This window comes from Streptomyces sp. 5-10 (assembly GCF_014712245.1).
Lineage (GTDB): Bacteria > Actinomycetota > Actinomycetes > Streptomycetales > Streptomycetaceae > Streptomyces > Streptomyces violaceusniger.
The window spans coordinates 145,060-163,333 of record NZ_JACVYG010000018.1 but is presented as its reverse complement, the minus strand read 5'-3'; the positions used below and the strand labels follow the sequence as shown (position 1 = coordinate 163,333).

The 18,274-nt window shown below is 69.6% G+C and carries 3 protein-coding genes and 1 pseudogene; 1 reads left to right on the top strand and 3 read right to left on the bottom strand.

Annotated features, from left to right (window positions below; genetic code table 11):
- The 3 genes from IEJ02_RS21715 to IEJ02_RS21700 all read right to left on the bottom strand — a co-directional run.
- On the bottom strand, nt 1-13,847 hold a 13,847-nt coding region (locus IEJ02_RS21715; RefSeq protein ID WP_317985866.1), incomplete at its 3' end, for an SDR family NAD(P)-dependent oxidoreductase.
- 185 nt (nt 13,848-14,032) lie between these two features.
- Nucleotides 14,033-14,194 (bottom strand): hypothetical protein, encoded by a 162-nt coding sequence (locus IEJ02_RS21705; RefSeq protein ID WP_191066373.1) that lies wholly within the window; start codon nt 14,192-14,194, stop codon nt 14,033-14,035.
- Nucleotides 14,195-14,324: 130 nt separating this feature from the next.
- Nucleotides 14,325-14,957 carry an FMN-dependent NADH-azoreductase gene (locus IEJ02_RS21700; RefSeq protein ID WP_191066372.1) on the bottom strand — a complete coding sequence of 211 codons (633 nt, stop codon included), beginning with the start codon at nt 14,955-14,957 and terminating at the stop codon, nt 14,325-14,327.
- Between the two features lie 1,131 nt (nt 14,958-16,088).
- On the opposite strand from IEJ02_RS21700, the pseudogene IEJ02_RS50810 reads away from it, so the two are divergent.
- Nucleotides 16,089-18,274: pseudogene (locus tag IEJ02_RS50810) on the top strand (AAA family ATPase); the annotation flags it as partial.

The window sequence follows — 18,274 nt, the reverse complement described above, 5'->3', positions numbered from 1 at the left end:
CGCGAACCCGCCACCACCACCGCACGCTCCGACAACACCGCCCGCCGAGCGACCAGCGCACCCGCCACATGCGACAGCGTCGCACCGTCCTCAGCCTCGATGAAAGACGCCAGCCGCTCCGCCTGGCCCACCAGCGCACCGGCACTCCGCGCCGAGACGACGAGCGGCGCCACGCCATTTGCGGCCGCCGGGGTCACCGGCGCCTCTACAGGCGCCGCGGGCTCCTCGGGTGCCTCCTCCAAGATCACATGCGCGTTGGTGCCGCTCGCGCCGAAAGAGGAGACGGCGGCCCTGCGCGGCCGACCCGTGGCCGGCCACTCCCGCGCCTCCCTGAGCAGTTCGACCGCGCCAGCCGTCCAGTCCACCTGCGGCGTCGGCTCCTCGATGTGCAGCGTCGGCGGCATGACGCCGTGCCGCATCGCCTCCACCACCTTGATGACGCCGGACACACCCGCCGCCGCCTGGGTGTGGCCGATGTTGGACTTCAGCGAGCCGAGCCACAGCGGGCGGTCGGCGGGCCGGTCCTGGCCGTAGGTGGCCAGCAGGGCCTGGACCTCGATCGGGTCGCCCAGGGAGGTGCCGGTGCCGTGGCCCTCGACGACGTCGATGTCCTTCGTCGACAGTCCCGCGTCGGACAGGGCGCGCCGGATGACCCGCTGCTGTGAGGGCCCGTTGGGTGCGGTCAGGCCGTTCGAGGTGCCGTCCTGGTTGACCGCGCTGCCACGCAGCACGGCCAGGATCCGGTGGCCGTTGCGACGGGCCTCCGACAGGCGCTCCAGGACGACCACGCCCACGCCCTCGGCCCAGCCAGTGCCGTCGGCGGTCGAGGAGTACGCCTTGCACCGGCCGTCGGCGGAGAGGCCGCGCTGGTGGGCGAACTCCACGAAGGCGTCCGGGCTGGACATGACGGTCGCACCGCCCGCGAGGGCGAGCGAGCACTCGCCTCGCCGCAGTGCCTGGGCCGCCAGGTGCATCGCCACGAGCGAGGAGGAGCAGGCCGTGTCGACGGTCACCGCCGGACCCTCGAAGCCGAACACGTACGACACGCGTCCCGACGCCACGCTCGAGGAGGTGCCGGTCATCACATAGCCCCGGACGTCCTCGGGGACCTGCCGCAACCGGGTGACGTAGTCGTGGTGGACGATGCCGGTGAAGACACCGATGTCACGGCCCCGCGTGGAGAGCGGGTCGATGCCGGCGCGTTCCAGGGCCTCCCACGAGGTCTCCAGGAGCAGCCGCTGCTGCGGGTCCATCGCCAGCGCCTCGCGCGGCGAGATCCCGAAGAGTCCGGCGTCGAACTGGGCCGCGTCGTGCAGGAATCCGCCGACGCGGGTGTAGGTGGTGCCGGGGTGGGTGGGGTCCGGGTGGTAGAGCTTGTCGACGTCCCAGTCCCGGTCCTGAGGGAAGCCGGAGAGCGCGTCGCGCTGCTCGATGACCAATCGCCACAGTTCCTCGGGGGTGTTGACTCCGCCGGGCAGACGGGTGCTCGTGGCGATGATGGCGATCGGCTCGTCGGGTTCCGCGGGCACGGCCGGTATGGATCGGGCGACGCCGTCGGACGCCGTCGCCCCTTCCTCGCCGAGCAGTTCGGCGCGCAGGTGTCCGGCGAGGGCGGACGGGGTCGGGTAGTCGAAGACGAGGCTGCTGGGGAGGCTCATGCCGGTGAAGTCGTGCAACCGGTTGCGCAGTTTGACGGCGCTGAGGGAATCGAAGCCGAGGTCCTTGAGCGGCTGGTTCTCGTCGAGCGCGTCGGCGCCGGTGTGGCCGAGGACGACGGCTGCGCTTTCCTTCACTAGGTCCAGCAGGACGCGCTGCTGTTCGGTGGCGCCGAGCGTGGCGAGCCGGTGGGCCAGCGGTCCGCTCTCGGCGGCCGACCGGCCGACCACTCGCCGGACGAGCGGCCCGTCCTCCGTGGCCTGCGCCTCGCGGACAGCGGGAGTGGCGGCGACGGTGGCACTGTCGAGGCGGCCCAGGGTCACCGGGCCGAGCGCAGCAACCGGTTCACCCGTGTGGTCGGCGAGCTCCACGAGGTGGCGTCCGCCCTCGACGGGCGTGACCCGCAGCCGCAGGGCCGTGGCGCCCTCCGCGTACACGGCCAGGTCGGCGCAGGCTGTGAGGTCGAGCGCGCTCTCGCCGGTACGACCGGCCAGGAGGCGAAGGACGGTGTCGAGGAGTACGGGGTGGAGCGTGAACCCCGCTGCCTCGCCGACGAGTTCCGGGGGCAGGGAGAGGTCGGCGGTGAGCAGGCCGTCCTGTTCCGTGAGGCCGCGTACGCCGTGGAGGTCGCGGATGTCCGCCGGGGCGTCGTCGGCTCCGGTGGCCAGCCAGGTGCGCAGGTCGAAGGAGGGCCTGGGCAGGCCGGGCCGGAGCAGGGCGCGGGCGTGGCGCGTCCAGGTGCCGGCCTCGTCGCCGGAGTGCCTGCTGTGGACGGCGACCGGGCGCAGCCCGTCTCGGCCGGGGGTATCGACGTGGACGCGCAGCTGGAGGTGACCATGTTCGGGCACGGTCAGCGGTGTGTCGACGGTGATCTGCTCGGCGGCGCCGCTGCCCGTCTCGGTGCCGGCGTGGAGCAGCAGGTCGAGGAGCACGGCGGCCGGAACGGTGCCGGTGGCGGGGTCGAGGAGCCGGCCGAGCGCGCGCCGGTCGAGCCGCCCGGTGAGCACCACGCGGGTGCCGCCGTTGCCGGCCGTGCCGACGTGGTCCTGGTCGGGGATCTCGACGGCCGTGCCGAGCAGCGGGTGCCCGGCGGCGCGGGCGCCGAACGCCTCGGCATCGATGGCGGTGGTCTCGGGTCCGACCCAGTACCGCTGGTGCTGGAAGGCGTACGTGGGCAGGTCGGCGCCGATCGCGGTGGCCGGGGCGCCGAGGAGGGCGGGCCAGTCGATGTCCGTGCCGCGGACGTGCAGTTCGGCGAGCGCGGTGAGGACGGCACTCTCCTCGGAGCCGTCCTCGCGCAGGGTGGCAACGCAGCCCCGGTGGTCCGGGCCGAGCGTGCCAAGGGCGAGGGCGGTCAGGCCGCCGCCGGGCCCGATCTCCAGGAAGGTCCCGGCGCCTTGGTCGCGCAGCGCGGCGACCGCGTCGGCGAACCGTACGGCGTGGCGGACCTGGTCGACCCAGTACTCCGGGGTGGCGAACCGGCCGTCCTCGGCGGGGGCACCGGTGAGCGTGGAGACGACCGGGACGGTGGCCGGCCGGGGGCGCAGCCGGGCGACGACGGCGCGGAACTCGTCGAGCATGGGGGCCATCAGCGGCGAGTGGAAGGCGTGACTGGCCGTCAGGCGTTTGGTCTTCCTGCCCTGCTCGGCCAGTCGTGCGGCCACGGCCAGGACGGTGTCCTCGGCGCCGGAGAGCACGACGGCGTCGGGTCCGTTGACCGCGGCGATCGCGATCTCGCCCGAGGCCTCGGCCAGCAGCGGCGTCACCTCGGCCTCGGTCGTCTGTACGGCGACCATCGCGCCGCCCTCGGGCAGCGCCTGCATCAACCGGGCGCGGGCGGCGACCAGTTCGCCCGCCTCCGCCAGGTCGAGGACTCCGGCCGCGTGGGCGGCGGAGACCTCGCCGACCGAGTGTCCGGCGACCAGGTCCGGCCGTACGCCCCAGGATGCGAAGAGCCGGACCAGCGCGGTCTCCAGGGCGAAGAGACCGGCCTGCGTGTACAGGGTGCGGTCGAGCAGTGCGGCCTCGGCCGTGCCGGGCTCGGCGAACACCACCTCGTGCAGCGGGCGCGCCAGGTGGCCGTCCAGGTGCCGTTCGACGGCGTCGCACGCGGCGGCGAAGGCGTTCCGGAAAGCCGGGTACAGCGCGGCGAGTTCGCGGCCCATGCCGGCCCACTGGCTGCCCTGTCCGGTGAAGAGGAAGGCCAGCTTGCCCTCGGCAGGGCTGCCGGTGACGGTGGCGGCGGTGGGCGTACCGTTGCTGAGCTCGCGCAGCGCATCGGCGAGCTGCTGCCGATCGGCGGCCAGCAGGATCGCCCGGTGGTCGAACCGGGCGCGAGTGGTGGCCAGTGCGTGCGCGGTGTCGGTGAGGGACAGCTCGGACCGCGCATCGACGAAGCGGGCGAGGCGCCCGGCCTGGGCACGCAGAGCCACCGCCGTCCGGGCCGACACGGGCACGGGCAGGAGAGCGGGAAGTGACGGTACGGGTTCGGCGGCGGACGCCGAGGCGACACCAGACGCCGGATCACCGTCAAGCCCCGGGCGCACGGCAGACGCCGAGGCGACGCCAGAGGCCGGATCACCCGCCGCCCGCGAGGACGCCTCAGCGTCCTTCACCGGCGTCTGCTGGATCACGACGTGCGCGTTGGTGCCTCCGATACCGAAGGACGAGACGCCGGCGCGCCGCGGGTGCCCGGCCTCCGGCCACTCCCGGGCCTCGGCGAGCAGTTCGACCGCGCCCGCGGACCAGTCCACGTGGGTCGAGGGCCGGTCCACGTGCAGCGTGCGGGGCAGGACGCCGTGCCGCATCGCCATGACCATCTTGATGACGCCTGCCACGCCGGCCGCGGCCTGCGTGTGACCGATGTTGGACTTGACCGAGCCGAGCCACAGCGGGCGGTCGGCAGGCCGGTCCTGCCCGTACGTCGCGAGCAGCGCCTGCGCCTCGATCGGGTCGCCGAGCACCGTTCCCGTGCCGTGGCCTTCCACCACGTCCACGTCCGACGTCGACAGACCGGCGTCGGCGAGCGCCCTGCGGATCACCCGCTGCTGCGAAAGCCCGTTCGGCGCCGTGAGCCCGTTGGACGCACCGTCCTGGTTGACCGCGCTGCCGCTGACCACCGCGAGGACCTGGTGGCCCCGGCGGCGTGCGTCGGAGAGCCGCTCGACGAGGAGCACGCCGACGCCCTCGGACCAGCCGGTTCCGTCCGCAGCGTCGGCGAAGGCCTTGCAGCGACCGTCCCGGGAGAGGCCGCGCTGCCGGGAGAACTCGACGAAGGTCTCCAGGTTGCCCATGACCATCACACCACCGGCGAGGGCCATGGAGCACTCGCCCTGCGTGAGTGCGCGGGCCGCCAGGTGCAGGGCGACGAGAGAGGACGAGCAGGCCGTGTCGATCGTGATGGCCGGGCCCTCGAAGCCGAACTGGTAGGCGATCCGGCCCGAGAGGACGCTGCCGGAGCTGCCGGTCAGGCGGAAGCCCTCGACGCCGGACGCGTGGTGCATCCGTACGGTGTAGTCGTGGCTGTTGACACCGACGAACACGCCGATGTCCTTACCGCCGAGCGTTGTCGGGTCGATCGCGGCGCGTTCGAACGCCTCCCAGGAGGTCTCCAGGAGCAGCCGCTGCTGCGGGTCCATCGCGAGCGCCTCGTTCGGGGAGATCCCGAAGAAGGCAGCGTCGAATCCGGTCGCGTCGTCCAGGAACGCGCCGTACCGTGCGTAGGTCTTGCCGACGCTGTCCGGGTCGGCGTCGTAGTGCCGGTCGATGTCCCAGCCGCGGTCGTCGGGGAACTCTCCGATGACGTCGACGCCTTCGGCGACCAGGCGCCACAGGTCTTCAGGGCTCTCTACACCGCCCGGGAAGCGACAGGCCATCGCGACGATGGCGATCGGATCGTCCGAGAGGGCGGCCACGGTGCCGATGGTGCGCTTCCCAGCGCCCTGCTCCTGGCGGTCGCCTTTCTGGTCGTCTTCGTTCCGCTGTTCGTCGTCGCCGAAGATCCGCACGCGCAGGTGGTCGGCGAGCAGCATCGGCTTCGGGTAGTCGAAGACAATGGTAGAGGAGAGGGTGAGACCAGTCGCGGCCGCGAGCCGGTTGCGCAGCTCTACGGCGGTTAGCGAGTCGAAGCCGGCGTCCTTGAAGGCACGGTCGGCGCGCACGGCATCGGCCTTGGAATGGCCGAGCACTTGGGCGGCGTTCCGGCGGACAAGATCGACCAATGCCTCGGTGCGCTCCTGGTTGCCCAGGTTGTGGAGCCGCTGCCGCAGGGAGTCGGTACCGGCCGCGAGCATGGCTTTGGCCGCAGGCCGAGGAGAAGGCGCAAGGCCGCGCAGCAGGGGGGCTACTGCGGTTCCGGCGCGGGCGGACGCCCGCAGGGAGGGCAGATCGAACCGGGTGGCCACGAGGGCGGCGGAAGTCCCTTCACCTACCTGCAGAGCGGTGTCAAAGAGCGCCATGCCCTCGGAGGCGGAGAGACCGACCATGCCTAGGCGCCGGGTGCGGTGTAGGTCCACGGCACCAAGGTGTCGGGTCATGGCACTGACGTCACTCCAGTAGCCCCAGGCGAGGGAGACACCGGGCAGACCCGATCGGCGGCGGTGGAGGGCAAGGGCGTCCAAGGAGGCGTTGGCTGCGGCGTAGTTGCCCTGGCCGGGGTTGCCGAGGACTCCGGCGGCGGAGGAAAAGAGGATGAACGCCGCAAGGTCGATGTCCCGGGTCAGCTCGTGCAGGTGCAGTGCGGCATCTAGTTTCGGCCGCAGGACGGTGTCCACACGGTCCGGGGTCAGGGCGGTGACCACGCCATCGTCGAGTGTGCCTGCGGTGTGGACCACGGCGGTGAGCGGGTGTGTGTCTGGTACGGCGGCCAGGAGCGCCACGACGGCGTCCCGGTCGGCGGTGTCGCACGCGGCGATAGTGACGGTTACGCCGAGCTCGGTCAGTTCCTCGTGCAGCGCCGCTGCCCCTTCGGCGTCTGGTCCGCTGCGGCTGGCCAGCAGCAGGTGCCGTACGCCGTGCTCAGTCGCCAAGTGTCGCGCGACGAGACCGCCGAGCATACCGGTACCGCCGGTGACGAGGACGGTGCCGTCGGGGTGGAGCTCGCGCCGCGGGCCTTCGGGGAGCGGGGCGCGCTCCAGTCGAGGTACTGAGACCACACCACCGCGCAGACGGACCCGCGGCTCACCTGCGGCCACCGCAAGTGCCACGGCCTTCGCTACTGTCAATACCTCCGATGTCTCCGAGGTCGACGGACCGTCGCGGTGCTCGACTTCGTCGCGGTCGACAAGGACGATACGGTCCGGGTGCTCCGACTGCGCTGAACGTAGCAGTCCCGCCACAGCGGACCCGGCGAGATCGTCCTCGGCGTCGCTGGGCAATGTCACGACGAGGCGGCTGTGCGCCAGGGCTGGCTCCGCCAACCAAGCCTGGAGAACGGCCAAGGCCGCGGCGACGGCCTCACGCGGGTCGGCGGGCATGCGCCCGGCCTCGTACATCAGGAGGCTCGGTACCGCTGTGCCGTCCGCCGCGCAGGCGGCAATGTCCTCGGGGTCGACGACCGTCGCCGTGGTGTAGGCGTGGTCGGGCACCTCGCACGCGGAAACGGGCAGTTCGGTCCAGTCGACTCGGAACAGGGCGGCAGGTGCTGACGTGTCCGCGATCACTTCCGGTTCGGGCGAGTGCGGCTCGGCGACGACAGCATCGGCGGTCAGCACGGGTGCGCCGGTGGCATCGCTGAGCTCAAGGCGGGTCTCACCAGTAGTGGTACAGGACGAGCGGACACGCACCGCGGCGGCGCCGGAGGCCAGCAAGGTCACCCCGCTCCACCGGGTCGCGATCATGTCCGCGGGGAGGGTCGTTCGGATCGCTGCGTTGAGCAGCGCCGGGTGCAGGCCATAGCGGTCGGCGTCGCCGATCTCCTCGTCGAGGGCAACATCGATCGCGGGACCGTTCTTGGGCCACGCGCCGCCGGAAGTAGCCAAGGCCACCGGCCCGGGCGCAAGCGTGCCGGTGGCGTGGCGGGTCCATATGGCGTCCAGGCCGGCGTCGTCCGGCTTGGAGTGCACCTCGACCGGCCGCCGCCCCTGCTCGTCGGCCTTCCCGACGGTCATCTGTACGGCCCTGCCACCGTGCTGGGGCAGCACGACGGGCTGCTGCACCGTCAGCTCCTCGACCACGGGGCTGCCGACCTCGTCGCCGAACCGGATGGCCAGCTCAACCAGCGCCGCACTCGGCACGACGAAGGCGTCGCCGACAGCGTGATCGCCAAGCCACCGGTGGGCGGCTGCCGACCACCACGAGGTTGTCATGAAACCGCCGGTGTCTGGCCGGCCGACTATCGCTCCGATGAGCGGGTGGTCGGCAGCAGTTTGCCCGAGGGATGCGGCATCGACCGCAGGCTCGGTCTTCAGCCAGTAGTGCTGGTGGTCGAAGGCATACGTCGGAAGGTCGACGTGCACCGTGCCGGAGCCGCTTCTGGCCGGGAGAGCCACGCTCCAGTCGACGGGGAGGCCCCGGACGAACAGCTCAGCCATCGATGTCAACAGGCGGCGGAACCCGCCCTCGTGACGGCGCAGGGTGCCAGCGACGAGAGCCGCCCCGCCATGGATGTCGACGATCTCGTTGACCGGCTGGACCAGAACCGGATGGGCACTCGACTCCACGAATACCGTGTGACCGCTGGCCAGCAGTTTGCGGACGACGGGTTCGAAATCAACCGGCTGGCGGCAGTTCTCGAACCAGTAGTCGGCCGTCAGTTCGGGGCCCTGCACGACCTCACCGGTGACGGTCGAGTACAGCGGCACGCGGCCCCTGCGAGGGCGCACGAAGGACAGCAGCTCGGCAATACGGCCGCGCAACCCGTCGACCTGTGGGGAGTGCGAGGCGACTGTCGCAGGCACGATCCGAGCCCGGATCCCTCGCTCGTTCAGCGCCGCTATCAGATCTTGGAGCGGCCCGGGTGCCCCGGCTACGGTCACGAGGCGGGGGCTGTTGACGCCCGCGACGGACAACAGGTCTCCGAACGGCGTCAGCCACTCCTCCACCTCTTGCCGGGACAGTGCAACGGACGCGACCGCGCCTCGCCCCACCAGTTCGTCGGCGAACAGCTGTGAGCGCAACACCACAATGCGTGCAGCGTCCTCCAACGACAGTGCGCCCGCCACACACGCGGCGGCGATCTCGCCCTGCGAGTGACCGATCACCGCGTCCGGCACCACCCCCACCGATTCCCACACCGCCGCCAGACCCACCATCACGGAGAACAACGCCGGCTGAATCACATCGATCCGCTCCAACAGCTCGGCCGGAGCTTCCCCCCGCAGCACATCAACGAGCGACCAGTCCACCCACCGCTCAAACGCCGCCGCACACTCCCCGACCCGCTCCGCAAACACCGGCGACGAGTCCAGCAGCTCACGACCCATCCCCACCCACTGCGAACCCTGCCCCGGAAACACCAGAACCGTCCGCCCAGAAGCGGCACCAAGCGACCCGCCGGTGACCACACCGGGATGGGACTCGCCCCGCGCCAGCGCACCAAACCCCGCCAACGCCTCCTCACGCGAACCCGCCACCACCACTGCACGCTCGGACAGCACCGCCCGCCCTGACGTCAACCCCACCGCGATCTCCGGCAGGGCCACACGCTCGGTGGAACTGATGAACGACACCAGCCGCTCTGCCTGCCCCACCAGCGAACCAGCACTCTTCGCTGAAATGACCAAGGGCACCACGCCCTGTCCGGTCTCCACCAGCCCCGGCTCAACAGGCTCCGGGGCTGCGGACTGCTCAACAGGGGCCTGTTCCAGGATCACATGCGCGTTCGTGCCGCTGACACCGAAGGAGGAGACCCCCGCTCGGCGCGGCCGGTCGGTGCCGGGCCACTCCCGCGCCTCCGTCAGCAGCTCCACCGCACCCATCGACCAGTCCACCTGCGACGATGGAGCATCGACGTGCAGGGTCGCGGGCATGACGCCATGCCGCAGCGCCTGCACCATCTTGATCACACCAGCCACACCCGCGGCCGCCTGCGTATGACCGATGTTCGACTTCAACGACCCCAGCCACAACGGCCGATCCTGCGGCCGGCCCTGCCCGTACGTCGCCAGCAGCGCCTGCGCCTCGATCGGATCACCCAGCACCGTACCCGTGCCATGCCCCTCCACCACATCCACATCGCCCGCCGACAAACCCGCGCTGGCAAGCGCCTTACGGATCACCCGCTGCTGCGACGGACCATTCGGCGCCGTCAGACCATTCGACGCACCATCCTGATTCACCGCACCGCCACGGACCACCGCAAGCACACGATGCCCATTACGCCGCGCCTCCGACAGCCACTCGAGGACGATCACACCGGCGCCTTCGGCCCAGCCCGTGCCGTCCGCGCCATCCGCGTACGACTTGCACCGGCCGTCCGGGGAAAGCGCGCGTTGGCGCGAATACTCTACGAAAGTGTCCGGCGTCGCCATCACCGCCGCGCCGCCTGCCAGCGCCATCGAGCACTCTCCCTGGCGCAGTGACTGGACTGCCAGGTGGATTGCGACAAGGGACGAGGAGCAGGCCGTGTCAACAGTCACGGCCGGGCCCTCGAAACCGAACACATACGACACACGCCCCGAGGCCACGCTCGATGCCGTGCCCGTGGCTATGAAGCCTTCGAGCTCCGCCGGAGCTGCACCCGCCGTACCATATCCGTGTCCCATCAGACCGGAGAAGACACCGACGTCCCGGCCCTTCAACGTCCCCGGGTCGATTCCGGTCCGTTCCAGGGCCTCCCAAGAGACCTCCAGCAACAGTCGCTGCTGTGGATCCATCGCCATCGCCTCACGCGGCGAGATCCCGAAGAAGCCCGCATCGAACAGGCCGGCCCCCGACAGGAACCCACCCTGATCGGTGTACGACGTACCCCTCTTGCCCGGGTCGGAGTGGAACAGGCCATCCAGATCCCAGCCACGGTCATCAGGGAAGCCCGACAGCGCATCCCGGCCCTCACTGACCAACCGCCACAAGTCCTCAGGACTCGCCACCCCACCCGGCAGACGACACGCCATACCCACGATCGCGATCGGCTCACCGAGGTCGGCCGGTGTTGCCGTGGGCGTGGCCGACGAGGCTGCATCGGTGTCGTTCAGCCCCAGGATTCTGGCCCGAAGATGTGCGGCGAGGGCCTCGGGAGTCGGGTGGTCGAAGGTCACGGTGGTGGGCAGGCGCAGCCCGGTCCGTTCGGTCAGGCGGTTGCGCAGCTCGACGACGGCGATAGAGCTGAGACCGAGGTCTCGGAAGGCACGACCGGGCGGGATCGGCTCGGTGTTTTTGAGGGCGATGACGTCGGCAGTCTGCTCGCGGACCAGTTCGCCGAGCAGATCGAGTTGGTCCCGCTCGTCCAGGTTTGCCAGGTGGGCGCGCAGAGCATAGGTCACTGTCTCGTCGGCGTGGGCAACGCTGCTGGGATCTTGTTCGATCAGGGTGCCGAGAAGCGCCTGCAGGCGGTCGCCCTGGTGCATGTTGGTCGGCCGGAGCGCCAGCAGGCACGGCAATCCTGTTTCGATCAGTGCGTCGAAGGCGCCAGGGCCCGCGTCCGGCTGGCCGAGCGCCAGCAATTGGCCAGGCATTCCACGCAGTCGGCGGTCGCGGATCACGGCCTCGGTAAGGGCGGCGGTCACCACCGCCGAGGCAAGGCCGTCGGGCTGCACACCCACCAGTGCAGCAGCCTCGGTCACTGCGACGAACGCGGCGAGATCGCCGTCGGCGGTGAAGTCATGTAGCGCTTGGGCAAGTTCAGGATCATCAGCGGTGTGCACGACCGCCGATACGGGGCCGGTCCTGGTCAGCGCCTCATACAGGTCCGCCGAATCCGAGCCGTCGGCCACGACATGGACGATGTCCACGCCCTCCGGCAGCGGCTCGTCCTGGCTGCAGCCGTCGTAGGTATTGGTTGCGTGGACGAGCACGAGGTGGCGTGTTCCGTGCGCGGTGACCAGGTGTCGGGCGAGGGCCGCACCAGTCTTCGTGTCGGCACCAGTGACGACCACGGGGCCGTCAAACGCCGCCACGGCAAGATCCGTCCCGTCGACGACGGGTAGGCGGATGAACCTGGGCCGCAGCAGCTCCCCGTCCCGTACGGCGAGCTGGGGCAGGCCTGAAGCAACGGCGGCGATCAGCGCCGCAGCATACTCGGGCTCCGGGGTACGAGGCTCGACGTCGACGATTGTCAGCGGTGCGCCGTCGTTCCCGTCGGCCTGTGCAGCCCGTGCGGCCGCCCACAGCGCAACTTCGGCGCACTCTGGTGTCCCGTCCCGGTCGGTGGCGCCCATCGCGCCCCGGGTGAGGACGACGAGCCGGGGCCCGCTCTCCTTGTCCCGTCCAGCACAGGCTGACGTCAACGTGCCCGCGTCCGCCTCCGCGAGGACCGTCACGTCGGTGGCCGCGTCAGGAGTGGTGCGTGACGTTGCAAGGTCGGCGTATTGCTGTACGTCGGCGACGCCGGCCGCCCGGAGTGCGGCGGCCAGGCCGTCGGTGACGGCGGTCCGGCCCACTACTGCCCAGCGCAGTTCTTCCGGTGCGCCGGAGGAGCTTGCCACTCTGCTCCACTCCCTCAGCATCAGTTCCTCGTGGTGGCCGTCGGCGGCGTATCGCAGCCGGGCCGGCAGGTCAGCGAGGAGGCGGCGGATGACCTTCCCCGAGGCAGTTCTGGGGATGGTCCGGGCCTCGTATATGCGCTCGGGGAGCTTGTGGGGGGAGAGTTGGGCGCTGCAGTGGTCGAGCAGCCGGGCGAGGTTGATGCCGTCCGGACCGGGGACTACCCAGGCGACGGGGACCTCGCCGAGGGTGTCGTGGGGCATGCCCGCGACTGCGGCGTCGGCCAGTCCCTCGGCCCCGCGCAGGGCGGTCTCGATCTCGTCGGGGTGGATGTTCTCGCCACCGCGGATGATGACGTCCTTGAGGCGGCCGCAGATGGTGAAGTAGCCGGCTTCGTCGCGCCGGGCCAGGTCGCCGGTGTGGAACCAGCCGTTCTGCAGGGCCTCGGCGGTGGCCTGCGGGCTGTTGTGGTAGCCGACCATGACGTTCGGCCCGCTGACCCAGACCTCGCCTTCCTGCCCGGCGGGCACGTCCTGCCCGGTGCGGGGGTCGACGATCCGGACTCCGACACCGGGCACGGGGAGGCCACAGGAGCCCTCGACCACGTGGCCGTCGGGTGGGTTGATGGTGATGGCGCCGCAGGTTTCGGTGCTGCCGTAGGCGTCGACGAGGGGGACGCCGAAGGTCTCCTCAAAAGAACGGCGCAGGCCGGGACCGGTGACGGCACCTCCGACGAGACCGATCCTCAGGTCGGGCAGCGAGAGGCCGGTGCGTCGGGCGATGCGGACCAGGTGGTGGTAGGTGGTGGGGACGCCAGCCAGGAAGGTGGAGCGGTCCTCGCGCAGGGCGGTCAGGATGTCGTCGGCTGAACTGCCGTCCATGATCCGGGCGGTGGCGCCGGAGACGGTGACGGACAGGACGCAGGCGATGTGAGACAGGCTGTGGAAGAGCGGCAGTGGCCACAGGACCCGGTCATGCTCGGAGAGTCCGGGCACGGGTATGTAGCAGGAGGCAACGGAGTAGAGGCAGTTGCGCTGGGTGGACAGGACGCCCTTGGGGCGGCCGGTGGTGCCCGAGGTGTAGAACATCCAGGCCACCTCGTCAAGGCCGAGGTCGTCCGGGGCTTCGGTGACGGGCTCGGTGGCGGCGAGTTCCTCATACGCTGCGGTGCCCGGGGGCAGAGTGTGGACAGCACCGGCGCCGGGGGCGCCGGCCACGATGACGGACACTCCGCGTGTTGCATGGGGAATTGACTGAAGAAGAGTTTCAGCATGTGCGGTGCCTGTGACGGCGAACGCCGCTGCGCTGTCGGCCAGGAGGTATTTTATTTCCGCCGGGGCGGCCTGTGGGTTGATCGGTACCCCGATGCCGCCAGCCCGCACCACGGCGAGGTAGCTCTCCACCATCGCGACGGAGTTGCCGAGGCACAGGGCAACCCGGTCGCCGCGCCGGACACCGAGGCCGGCCAGGTGACCGGCCAGCCTCCGCGTCCGTGCGTCGAGCTCTCCGTAGGTGACCGCTTGCCGGTCATCCTCGAAAGCGATCTTGTCCGGGAACCGGCCCGCGTTCTCCCTCAGGATGACCGGTAGTGGGGTAATCAGGTCGGGAAGCACCTTGACTCGAAATCCTTCCGGCTATCGGGGATAAGCCTGCTGGTCCGGGACCGTGTACAGATGTGGGGGGGCGAGTTGAGTCAGCTCCACCGTGTGCGGGTCGGCTTCCGGGCCTGCGGTGTGCTGGGCCGCGTGGATCAGCCTTGGCCGTGCGATCGGGGCGCCGCGGCGTGCGGTAGGAACGGTTACCAGGAGACGGGCAGGCTCTTCACAGAGAACACGGATTGCCTGGTCCGTAGCGGAACCTCGTCGGTCGGCACGGCCAGCCGGAGGTCGGGGCAGGCCTCCAGGAGGGAGCGGAGGCCGATCTTCAGCACCGCGTCCGCACGCGCAGGGCGTTTCTTCAACGTTCCACCTGGCCCTGGTCCGGCGCGTCGTTCCGCCCCCGCGCGGCGACCCGCCGACCCCCACCGGAGGGGAAGGGAGGGGACGGCGAACCGGTGCAGACCTCTACGGGTCCGCAGGCGCGCAGGAAATTCAGACGGACAGTTTCTTGAGCGTCTCCTCGGCGGTCGCCAGGGACTTCTCACCCAGCGGCTTGAGCGCTGCCATGTCCGGCACGATCGCGGCGAGGGTCAGCTCGGCGTGCACGAAGGTGAGGTCGTCCGCGAGACCGATCGAGCTCAGCACGGCCCGCAGGTACGCCTCCTGGTAGTCCCAGCCCTCGCGCGGGGTGCCCGGCGCGTAGGAGCCGCCGCGCGCGGTGACCACGATGACCTTCTTGCCACTGAGCGCACCGGAGTCGGCCCCCGGGGGGATCATGTGGGCCGGGCTGACCAGAAGGTCGATCCAGGCCTTGATGGTCGACGGGATCGTGTAGTTGTACATCGGCACGCCGAGCACGATCGTGTCGGCCTCGCGCACCTCGGCCACCACCGCGTCGGTGAGCGCCTGCTCTTCGGCCGTCTGACCGTGGTCACCGCTGGGGTTCAGGATGTACTCACGCACGGCGTGAGTGATGTGCGGAATGGGCTGAGCGGCCAAGTCGCGGTAGACGTAGCCGGCATCCGCGTGGTTCTGCCGCCATTGGGTCGCGAAGTACGAGGTCAGCTGACGCGACGTGGAACCCTCATCGCGGATGCTCGCATCGATGTGAAGAAGAGAAGACACAAAGACCCCTGAAGTTTGCTGGGCAGTTCGTCAAGACCGCAGTTGGTCCGCGAAGATCGAGAGCTAACCTGCACGACCCTAGACAGGGCGGTCTTCGCGAGGCATCCCCTGGTCTGGTAGCTCCTGGCTGAAGGCATGAGACCCATGACGATGGCATGTAGGTTTGGCATCATGCGCAGCTAGACAGGCATCTCCCACCGAGCTTTGTCTGAGGTTCCCGCCGCTGCACTGATGTGCCCCTGGACTACGGCTGGCTCGGGCAGCGTATTCCGCGGGAAGTGATCCGCCAGGTACAGGTCCGGGTCGGGTGTCCTGCGGTGGGTCGATGTGTTTCGTGGTCATTCGACTGTCCGAAGGGGTGAAGGTGGAGTCGACGGATGGCCGTGGACGCCTGCTCGCCAGGTCGCTTCAGCCATTGACGAATGGAGCAACCGGTACAACCACCGGCTGCTCCACGCAGAGATAGGTCATGTCCCGCCCGTCGAATCCGAAGCCAACTACTGCACGAATCACGAACCCCGGTTCATGAGCACAATCTGAAGTCTCTAGCGAACCCCAGGGCGATTCAGCCCGTGCCGCCCCGAACCACTTACAACTCCGCGACCGAGCCGGGGCAGGCGATATCTGCTGAGGGCGAGGAGGTTGCCGGTAATGGTACGTGATATGACGTCGAGGCAACCGGGGGATGGTCACGGGTTGGGTGCGTGCCGGTCCGGAGTCCGTTGTGGCGGGCGGGGAGCGGTGGCCGGCCGGGGTGGCTGCTGGTAAACGCCAGCTTTGCAAAAAGCAAAGACTATGGCCGGTTCCACAACCGGTTTCATAGGCTGAGCTGTATTCGCGTCGGCATGCCGCACTCTCCTTTTCTCCTGCGCGTCGGCGCCGGTGGTGTCCCACCCTTTCCGGGGCGCTCGGACAGACCGCCCGCTCGGTCGGGCACGATCACACGGGGCACGCGGGGGCGGGTAATCGTGGCTGAGGTCACAATCGGTGGAAGGTATCGCTCCGGTTGCGTCTCTGCTTATATGGCCGTCAAGACCACTGGCTCCCACCGGAGGTGATCCACATCAGGGAATTCGCTGCCGACGCAGCGGATATCTGTCTCGTCAGGGAATTCTTCTTCCGCGGGGTGGGATGACCGCGGAGATCAACTCATCACTCAAACGCAACCCCCCACAACGAGGACTGATGAGTATGGCACTGACAGGTTATCAATCCGAGCTCCGCGACGTTCTCGGCACGGCAGCAGAAGGCAATGGCGGGCTTCTTCAAGTGATCGGGGGGCCCGGTGTCGGGAAGACCACCTTATTGGGGAGCCTGAAGGAACAGGCGACCGCTTCGGGCGCGGTCTGTCTCACGGCGACCGGATTCGCGGACGACGCCGTCATTCCGTTCAATATCGTGGAACAGCTGATCCGGTCCTCCACCTCCACCGGTGCGTTGGACGTCGTGGCACGCTGGAGGACCGCCGGAGAGCGGTACGCGGAGGCCGAACAGGGCCTGCTGAGAAGTCTGGTCCGGGAGATATCCGATGTGCTGCACGGCATCGCGGGCGGCAGACAACTGATCCTCGCCGTCGATGATGCCGAGCATGCCGACTACCCTTCCCTGATGTGCCTTCTGCATATCGCCCGGCATGCGTCAGGCACTCGCACACTCGTCGTGATGACCAGCGGCAAGACCCGCCACCTGTGCACCCGCATTCACAGCTTCCACCACCTCTACAAGATCGAGATCGGCACCCTCCCGGAATCCGGGGTCGGACGCCTGCTGGAGCGGCACGGCGACGCCGACCTGGCCGACCGGATCCGCGCCTCCTGCCACGCCATCAGCGGAGGTAACCCGAGGCTGGTCAAGGCCCTGTTGCGGGACCACCTCAAGGCCGCTCGGAGTGGGGCGGGCGGCGGTGTCACGGTCGGAGTGGAGTTCACGGTCGGAGCGGAGTTCCAGGAGTCCTATCGCCGGTGCCTGCTACGCCATCAGACGCTGCTCCAGGTGGCCGGAGCGATCGCGGTGCTCGGCCCGTACGCCAGTCCATGGCGGGTGGCCGGTCTCCTCGAATACGGTACGGAACGCGCGTCCCGGGCCATGGACCTCCTCAACTCCGCGGGCCTGCTGGAGGACGGGCGTTTCCGGCACCCCGCCGCCCGTTCCGTCGCGCTGGAGACGCTGGCGGCGGACGACCGGGCCCGGCTCAGCGCGAAAGCGGCCGAACTTCTGTATGCCGAGGGGGCCGAGCCGATCGCGGTGGCGGAACTCCTGGTCACCGCCGGCAAAACGCCGGACCAGAAGGGCGTGGCGGTCCTCTGGCAGGCGGCCCAGAAGAATCTCGACGAGGGCTGCACGGAGGAAGCGATCGCCAGTCTGCGCCTCGCCGACCGCGCCGACCTCAGCCGGCGGGAGCACATGGACATTCTCATGGCGCTGACCGGAGCCTTATGGTCCAGCAATCCGGCGACCGCCGAACCCGAGCTGGACCGCCTGCTGGCCGAGATCCGGGCGGAATCCCCCGCGGACATCCCGGAGCAGTATCAGAGCTTCCTGCTCTTCATGGTGCTGTGGTTCGGCCGGCACACCGACGCGGAAGAAATCTTCACATGGTCGTCGGGCAGTGGTGACACCGAAACCGCGTCCAGTACGGCCGCTCTGCGGGTGACCCGGCAGTGGGTCACCCTCCTCAAACCGATGCTGATCCATGACTTTCCCGGTCAGGATGGACCGGACGGGGAAGTCGACGGTTTGTGGGCGGCCAACCTGGAGCACGGTCTCCAGCTCTCCGTGGACGAGCTGGGAATGGAGATCGGGCACCTTCAGAATCCTCAGCAGGTCGCGGACTTCTCTCCCGACACCATGCATCTCCTGTCGCCCTCCAACCATTTCTGGTTCGCCTACGCATACGCCTGCCGAATCGTCTGGGCATTGGCCGCCAGAGGAGAATCGGAGACAGCGGACCGGCTGTGCGGGGCGCTTTTCACCGCGGCCGACAAACTGAACATGAAGACCCCGTGCGCCGTCGCCCTCTCCATGCGCGCGTATATCCGATGCCGCCACGGGGACTTCACCACAGCCATTGATCTCGCGGGTACGGCACTGCGGTCCATCCCGCCGCGCGGCTGGGGCGTCGCCATCGGATTGCCGCTGTCCGTGCTGGTAGCGGCCCACACCGCCATCGGCAGACTCGAAGAGGCCCAGCGGTATCTGGATTACTGGGTGCCGAAGGAAATGTTCGACAGCGTGGTGGGACTGGAGTACCTCCGGGCCCGGGGGCAGTACTGCCTGGCCACCAACCGCCCGTACGCCGCCCTGAACGACTTCATGGT